The organism is Candidatus Methanodesulfokora washburnensis (genome assembly GCF_003947435.1).
Lineage (GTDB): Archaea > Korarchaeota > Korarchaeia > Korarchaeales > Korarchaeaceae > Methanodesulfokora > Methanodesulfokora washburnensis.
On the sequence record NZ_RCOS01000124.1, the window covers coordinates 1 to 6600 of the forward strand.

6 protein-coding genes and 1 pseudogene are annotated in these 6600 nt (G+C 38.6%); all 7 read right to left on the reverse strand.

What is annotated here, in order from left to right; genetic code table 11:
• Positions 1-237: pseudogene (locus D6D85_RS10475) on the reverse strand (hypothetical protein); the annotation flags it as partial.
• A gap of 1 nt (position 238) precedes the next feature.
• Entirely contained in the window at positions 239-889 is a 651-nt protein-coding gene (locus D6D85_RS10480) for a CRISPR-associated endonuclease Cas3'' (protein ID WP_125671988.1), read from the reverse strand.
• Positions 890-914: 25 nt separating this feature from the next.
• Positions 915-2534 carry a CRISPR-associated helicase Cas3' gene (gene cas3 / locus D6D85_RS10485; protein WP_125671989.1) on the reverse strand — a complete coding sequence of 540 codons (1620 nt, stop codon included), beginning with the start codon at positions 2532-2534 and terminating at the stop codon, positions 915-917.
• 12 nt (positions 2535-2546) lie between these two features.
• Positions 2547-3764 (reverse strand): type I-A CRISPR-associated protein Cas8a2/Csx9, encoded by a 1218-nt coding sequence (gene cas8a2, locus D6D85_RS10490; protein WP_237558826.1) that lies wholly within the window; start codon positions 3762-3764, stop codon positions 2547-2549.
• A gap of 35 nt (positions 3765-3799) precedes the next feature.
• The gene (gene cas5a, locus D6D85_RS10495; protein ID WP_125671991.1) at positions 3800-4528 is read right to left on the reverse strand and encodes a type I-A CRISPR-associated protein Cas5a; all 729 of its coding nucleotides are present in this window, start codon (positions 4526-4528) and stop codon (positions 3800-3802) included.
• Positions 4525-5583 (reverse strand): type I-A CRISPR-associated protein Cas7/Csa2, encoded by a 1059-nt coding sequence (gene cas7a / locus D6D85_RS10500; RefSeq protein WP_125671992.1) that lies wholly within the window; start codon positions 5581-5583, stop codon positions 4525-4527. The genes cas5a and cas7a overlap by 4 nt, the downstream gene beginning before the upstream one ends.
• Before the next feature lie 15 nt (positions 5584-5598).
• Positions 5599-5919: a type I-A CRISPR-associated protein Csa5 gene (locus D6D85_RS10505; RefSeq protein ID WP_125671993.1), complete on the reverse strand. Its 321-nt coding sequence runs from the start codon at positions 5917-5919 to the stop codon at positions 5599-5601.
• Positions 5920-6600: the final 681 nt, after the last annotated feature.

Here is a 6600-nt window from a genome sequence, read left to right on the forward strand (position 1 = left end):
CTTAGAGACCTCTTTCATAGGTCTATCAGATGAATAGTCAACTTCATAGGCCTCTATCCTTTCAATTGATTTCTCGATGAGTGAACTGAGGTTATTGAATGCTTTTACAGCCTTTTCATCGTTACTATAGCCCCTTGCCAATACAACAACTAGAATGTCATTTTTGCTTATGGATCTTCTGAGAAGAAATCTAATAGCGAACTTCTCATCATAACCTAGCGTGAGCAGGTAGATCAAATTAATCCTCCCGATCGCAGAATGCATAAGACATGAAAAGTTCCTTTCCTAGTCCCTTAATAGGGTAGCAGGAGGGATTTCTGGATATTGCAGCTAAGTTGTCGCACACCATTAAAGGGTAAAGGAGGAGATATACTTTTTTCAGCAGTCTAGGCTCTTCTTTTTTTAGTCTGTCCATCCGTTCCTTTACTTCTCCCTCTTTTAATGGAAGGAACTCGTATTCTTGGAATCCATTTCTAGTAAGAATGTTATTTATAGCAAGCTTGCATCTTTCACTCATATCAAAACTTCCGCTAATCTTTGTGCCTTTCATTGTGTGGTGATGGTGAAGTATGGCAAGAGAAACTGCGTTGGTAATCTCGTCCGGGAATCCGTAAAATTTACAGATGTCTAATGCGATGGCACTAGAGTAAAAAGCATGTCCTCCGAATCTTCCTTCATCTTGAAATCTTTTATTAGTCTTTCCTATATCGTGAAGTATAGCCGTGAGCAGAATAAGCTTATTTGCCATTTCTTCATCTATTCCAAACTCTCTTGCCACCCTTTTTGGATATCCTCTCCTGATAAAGTATCCTTTGATACAATCGATTACCCCATCAATATGTTCTTCAATTAGCTCTATAAACCCATCCCTTAGGAAAGAGATGCACATAATTTCACTTCCTCCAATCTTGGTTTTACTGACCCTCTAGATGAAGTCCAAACCGGTCATTATATATTTTTCTAGCTACATTATCCTCAAGAGATAGTACCCTCTTCTTTCCTAATGCTACCTCCCGCTTTATCCTTTTAATATCTTCCTTTGATATGGGTTTTCCATTACAATAAATAGATCCGGGATATATATCAAGTAGCTTCTTCAATATATATTCGCTAATTGGTACATCCTCTCCATTTATTGTTAATAGAAGTGGATATTCCCGAAGAAATGCGCCCTTCTTTTTTATTTCCTCTTTTAACTCTCTCAGGACATCTTCAGCCCTATAAAAAGGGTTCAATATGATGTCTTCTATATTGTATGACTTGTACATGATGTTCCTATATATCTTGTCTAGCATAAATTGATACTCTCGGGGAATTCTGGGGTTAATGTTAAGCTCGTCATCTTTGCTATTTTCTTTTATTACTCTTAAGGTGAGATCAAATACATCATTTGAATAGGGAAGACTTGCTTTTTTACCTAGATAACTCAAATCTATCAGATATATTTTACCCTCTTCCTCCTCATACCTTGCATTTCTACCCATTCTCTGGATCAAAGAGGAGAGAGGTGCAAAATCTGTGATCAGCACGTCACTTGACATGTCCACGCCTGCTTCTATAACCTGTGTTGACACGATGATATAAGGTATTCCTGATTTCTTAAGCTCAATTAATTTATCCATTATTCTATTTCTATCAGACGACTTAAATCTCCCATGTATAAGAAGTTTTTCACTTCGAACATCCCTCTTTTCCAGCTCCTTATAGATCTTGATAGCCCTATCTACACGATTTACTACAATGAGGTTTATCTTCCCTTCTTCTATAAACTCTAGAGGGTGCCCCTTAACAATTCTTATCTTAAACTTTTTATTCCTTTCTCTTTTAAAGAAATCATCCTCGATCTCTTCATTGAATTCTGGTATTATCCTGAAGGCATATCCCTCATCTTTTGCTCTTTTCTTTAGCTGTTTTGCATAACCTGAGCTTATAGTAGCAGTCATTACGAAAATAGGAGTTCCAAACTTTAACAGAACGTTTAGCACTGTAAGGAATGCCCCCGCCATATATTTGTTCTCTAAAATCGTATGCGCTTCATCAAACACAATAGCACTAAGTAAGACACTTGCCTGTGTGAAATAATCGTATCCGTGTCGCTTGTGACTCTCAATTTCCCATATTTTTGCTGTATTTAGTTTCATAAGGTCGTATGTGAATGTATCTACAGTCGTGAAAGTGAGATGTCTGAGAAGAAATGGATCTCTGGAGGAATCCATCATCTGGTACCCAACATTGCAGCCAAATAAACTAGACGCACTCTTATATGCATCCTCTATTATAGATCTCATGGGAAGGACGTGTATTATTTTTTCGAAATATGAGTTATCCGGTAGCGAGAAGAGAAGCAGAGAATATGAAAAGGTGGTCTTTCCATATCCAGTGGGTGCTCTTATTATATAAAATGGTTTTCTCTCGCTTTCGAGATCCTCCTGAAGGGATTTTAAAGCAGTTTCCAGTATAGCTCTCCTTCCTATTTTCTTTCCCTGTCTCTCCAAAATACCGAGAACTTCCCTGTAACAATCAATCAGGTTCATGAAGGGGCCCCCTTATCCTATCTCTGCAGCTTTGAGGAGACATTTTATATTATTCTCATTTGAAAATTCATGCATTGTTCTCCTGAGAAGCCAACTTACCCTTTCTTCTGTTTTTTCTATTGCCTTCGCCTTTCTTAGCGTTCTGTAAAGGGCTTCTTTTATTAAAGAAATTCTCACGTTTCCGCTAGAGTTTATTGCTCTATAAAGATCTTTGATTAATATAACAACAATCATCTCATTATCTCCACTAACCGGCCTTGTTAGCTCTTCCTCTGCTAATATTATCATAGCTTCAAGGGGATCTGTTTCTTCCTTTTCATCTTTTCTTCCTATATTCACAAAAGGTTTTTCTTCCAATTTTTGATACTCTTCTAGGTATTTACTGCAGAAAGATACTAGACGGTCAAGATCCAAGTCCAAGGTTTTTTCTGCAGTAAAAGCCTTCCCTACAGGAGCCACTTTATATATCCTTAAGGGCCACTCGTATCTCTCCACCACTTTTTTGGTGGCTATCCTTTTAGCAAGCCCCATTGAAAGTCTAAGTTCATATATTTCCTCATTTTCAAGCTGTATTCTCGCCTGTATGTTGACGTCCGCTACACTCCTTATAGTCTCAAGTATGCTTCTGCTTCCTAAATTTTCCTCATAGGATGGATATGTAATCAGGTAATAGGCTCCCCCGTGATATCCAGCATAGCTCAATAGGAAACCAACAGCTAGCAAACTAAACCAAATGGGATCCAACTCTACCATTGATTTTCCGCCGGTTGTGGGCTTGAGAAAGTGGGTCGATTCTTCATAGAATTCCATTTGTTTTATTATAGATGGAAGAATGAAGAATGAGCCTGCATCTCCCAACCTGTTGTCTCTTACTGTCTCTAGGGATCTGATTGGAGATATTTTTCCGTCCTTTAAGAGTGAAGATGTCTTTCTAATAATATCTAGAAACAGTACTGGATACGTAACATCTTGAGGAAGATCTGTTCCAAATAATTCTAAGTAAGTCTTTCTATAGCTTTCTCTATCATTCTTCAAGAGCGCACTTCCTGGAGATGATTTTACTTTGCTGGATAAATCCCCATAATAATTGCTCAGAAATTCAGAGAAGTCCCTTGAGAGATCTTCATCTTCTCCCTCAAATATCAATGAAGCATGCTCATATGGATAGATATCTACTGAACTGGCAAAGTCTAGAAAAGCGGCTACTCCCAAGAAGATCAGTTCTCTCATTATTCCTTGGACAGGAGGTCTTATTTTTATTATTATCACAGAATTAACACCTCCGTCTTCCCAAATACTTCTACCATGGCCACTTTCATGGGCTCATCTTTGGCTCTGACAATCATATAACCCTCTGGATAGACATATGGCTTTCTTTCACGCTCATGGTAATCCCCTATTTCGCTCTCTCTCCAGTCTACTGCATACAATATGGTCCCCTCTCCCGATATTTCCATTCCGGGTCTAAGTAAGAAGGAGAATCTAGTTTTAGCCTCTCTTTCTCTGGTTTCGATGACATCCCCTGTTAACACTTCCTCTGCTGAAAAAACAGACTCCCTAGATCCTACTCTCGTTATCCCCCATGCAGCTCTTTCCAGCTCGTGATTTATTTCATCTACTACATAAATTATATCCAGAAAAGAATCTTTAGCGGAATATGTAATAACTGCTGGAAGAGCTGTTATTCCATAGTCTACTTCTCCTCTATAAAATCGGTTTATCCTTAAAAGACTGCCATATATCGTGGAATCACCGATAAAAGATGTAGAAACAAACATTATATACTTTTTCACTATTTCAGCCGCGCTTAAAGGTTTTTTATTTCTGTAAATAACCTCCACTCTTCCTTCTGTTCTGGATAAGAGCGGATATGCCAAGGCTCCTATTAGAGATGTTGGTGGAGGATATCTAAAGGCCATTCTCATCTTACTTTGTGGCTGTAGCCTGCATGCAAAGCCCCATGTTGGTCTTAACCTCACAAAAACAAATTTCATTTCTTCTCTCCCTCTAGGAGATGCAAGATAGCTTCCTCTGGCGTTTCAGATATTTTCACAAAGCCGAACTTCTTAAGATCCTCTACGCTTCTCAGGGATTCATACAGGTAAAATCTTACTTCTTCTTTAAATATATTACTTATTACATTAAGCCTTTTAGCCGTGGTTAGAGCTGCTGTTTCATATATTGGAGAAGTGACACTAAACGGACTAGAAGTAACTGCTACGTAAAGGCTTACTATGTCTCCTGCTGGAAAGAACCTACTAAGCTTTGCACCAAATTGCCTGCTACTCACCAGCCTAGCAAATGCGCTTATGGCAACATTTTTCCTCTTTTTGATCTCCTCATCATTTATTACGGGTTTTCCGTCATAAGAGCTCTTTCCTATAGCCTCAAGGTCTAGATTGAAAACAAATCCGTATATCGCAGTTCCAGCCTCAACATAGTAAAGCATCTGTTCCTCAGCCTTTCTCTCCTTATTTTGAACTTCTCCCTCTGTGCTTTCATCTTCTTTTTGGGATTTCTTTTTAACTTCTATCATTCTGGCATGTCTAGCATGAAGCTGAGGTTCTACTGTACTTAAAAGAGCTGTTGTCTTTACAGGAACTGCATAGCTAAATTGAAACGAAGAAGATCTCTTTATGGGTGGTTTTTCTGCATACAAAAAGCCGCCTATATCCTCCACAAGACATTTTTTGATTATCTCCTTCTCAATATTATCCGGAGATGTCTTGCTGGGATCGCCCTCGAACTTACCCCTTAAGTGAGCCTTATTCATTGACTTGAAGAACTCCCCTGTCTTGCAATCAGGGCATACCGGTACTTTTTCTTCTCCCCCGTATATTCTGGTAGCTTCTTCCACCAATAACTCTTGGTATGCATGAGCAAGGCTTTCACCACTAATTGCTGGTACATATATTACCCTGAATTCCTTTGTTTCTTGATCTCTCCATATATAAGGAATTTTTCTATGCCTTGAATAGTTTCCAGTGGTTTCAACCAAATTAAGGGCCTCTACATTCGCTTCAAAAGCTACTCCTGCCGATAAGAACATACATATCCCTCCCGTTTAAAAGGATAGAGCCATAAGAGCCAAGGTTTTCCTCTCAGGTGGATTCTTTCTTATGATTTCTAGTATCTTCTTTGTGCACTCTTGATCTGGTATCTTGGGAAGTGTCAGTATCTTGCCGTCTACCTCCACTTTCCTTAATCCCCCTTCCTCTTTAGAAGAATCATACAAAGATCTCAAGTGTCTGTATGCCTCAACTAAAGCAGCTTCTGCTGGATCTGGTGTCAAGGCATTGGCCATCCTATCCACGTAGCCGTAATTTCTCATTCTCACAAAAAATCTCAACATATTCGCCACCTGCTCCATGCAATCCTCCTCCATACTTGCACCTAGAGAAAGGGGTGCTTTTTCTATTTAAATTTATCTCATAAGGGATGATACAATGTATCTTTTATTCGAGACAAAGGACTCAAATGTTCTGCTCTGTTTAGACGCTGGAATATTAAAAGTGTCATCAGCTTTCTTAAATAAATTTAAATCCTTAGGCATCCATATATACTACATCTTCTCTCTTGAAAGTAGCTTCTCTTTTATCTTTTTAAATGTTTAAGAATTCATAATCATATATGCCTTTGCCTGTTCGATAAGGGTCATTTGGTATCTATAGTTTAACTTTCCAGGGAAAAGCGATCCTTCTGTTAAAGTGATATATAACCACCATAATGCTGGCAATGTTTTTATGCAAAAGGCTTTTAAAGACAGTGAAGAAAGATATATAAGGGAAACTAGGAGATATTGAATGAATTGTACCTCAACCTTTCTCTATGGTTCTTGGAAGATGAAGGAAGGTGGTTTTCAATACACTTAATGAATCGCTATAATATCTTACTAAGATCTTCTCCACTTTTCATTTATCTAAATTACTTCGACATTAAAGGGACTACCTAAGAGCTTTTCCTCCGCCTCCCGACCAGGTAGGTACCTTAATATACTACCGAAGAGGTAGTCATCATATGGGTTACGTGACAGTATCCACGAAGGTCAGGAGAAGCCTAGTGGAGA

Coding starts and splice junctions, on each gene's coding strand:
- D6D85_RS10480 (WP_125671988.1), bottom strand. CDS start 889: ATGTGCATCTCTTTCCTAAGGGATGGGTTTATAGAGCTAATTGAAGAA.
- cas3 (WP_125671989.1), bottom strand. CDS start 2,534: ATGAACCTGATTGATTGTTACAGGGAAGTTCTCGGTATTTTGGAGAGA.
- cas8a2 (WP_237558826.1), bottom strand. CDS start 3,764: ATGAGAGAACTGATCTTCTTGGGAGTAGCCGCTTTTCTAGACTTTGCC.
- cas5a (WP_125671991.1), bottom strand. CDS start 4,528: ATGAAATTTGTTTTTGTGAGGTTAAGACCAACATGGGGCTTTGCATGC.
- cas7a (WP_125671992.1), bottom strand. CDS start 5,583: ATGTTCTTATCGGCAGGAGTAGCTTTTGAAGCGAATGTAGAGGCCCTT.
- D6D85_RS10505 (WP_125671993.1), bottom strand. CDS start 5,919: ATGGAGGAGGATTGCATGGAGCAGGTGGCGAATATGTTGAGATTTTTT.